The organism is Myxococcus sp. CA005, assembly GCF_006518205.1.
Lineage (GTDB): Bacteria > Myxococcota > Myxococcia > Myxococcales > Myxococcaceae > Myxococcus > Myxococcus xanthus.
Window position 1 is genome coordinate 1 of sequence record NZ_SRLV01000205.1, and the last position, 690, is coordinate 690.

Here is a 690-nt window from a genome sequence, read left to right on the forward strand (position 1 = left end):
CCTGCCTCCATGCCGCCGAACTTCTGCCGCCACCGGTAGAGCGTCTGCTCGACGACGCCGTGCTTCCGGGCCACCTCCACCACGCTGGCCCCAGGCGTCTCCGCCTCCCGCAGGATGCGGACCATCTACTCCTCGGTAAACCTGCTCTTTCTCACGACCGCCCTACCTCCTGGCCGCGAGGACTCTCTCACGCTTCAACTGGTCCGAAAATCGGGGGGCAGACCAGGCCGACGCTGCAGTTCCTCCCACACGCCCGCTCGCGTCCACTCCTCCAGCCGGCGCCAGGCAGTCATTCCAGAGAGGCCGAATTGCTTGCGAGGCAGCATCTCCCAAGGGATGCCGCTGAGAAGCACGAAGACGATGGCCTCCAGGGCTGCGCGGTCATCCGCACGAGGGCGTCCGGATTTCTTCTTCGGCTTCGGTGCTGGCAGCAGCGGGGCCACACGCTGCCAGAATGCGTCGGGGACGAGCTCTCGGACCATTTCCGAAAGGTGGGCATGCGCAGGGCAGGCGACCACTTCAGGGCAAGCGGCCACTTCAGCCCTTACTTTCGTTAGGTGCTCCTAACACTACCCGGTCAGATGAATTGGGCGCGGGCGCCCCGTGTTGACGGAGCATGACGCCTGCCCAGTTACGCAAGCTTGACCGGGAGCTGAGCGAGTTCCTGGACTCGATGACCGAGGGAATGGG

General features: G+C 64.9%; 1 protein-coding gene and 1 pseudogene. Both read right to left on the reverse strand.

Translation table 11 applies throughout. The features are described from left to right. Positions 1-125, reverse strand: a 125-nt coding sequence (locus tag FMQ63_RS37150; RefSeq protein WP_216609254.1) for a transposase, incomplete at its 3' end; no start/stop codon positions are given. Positions 126-230: 105 nt separating this feature from the next. Continuing rightward, positions 231-482: pseudogene (locus FMQ63_RS37155) on the reverse strand (transposase); the annotation flags it as partial. Positions 483-690 lie beyond the last annotated feature (208 nt).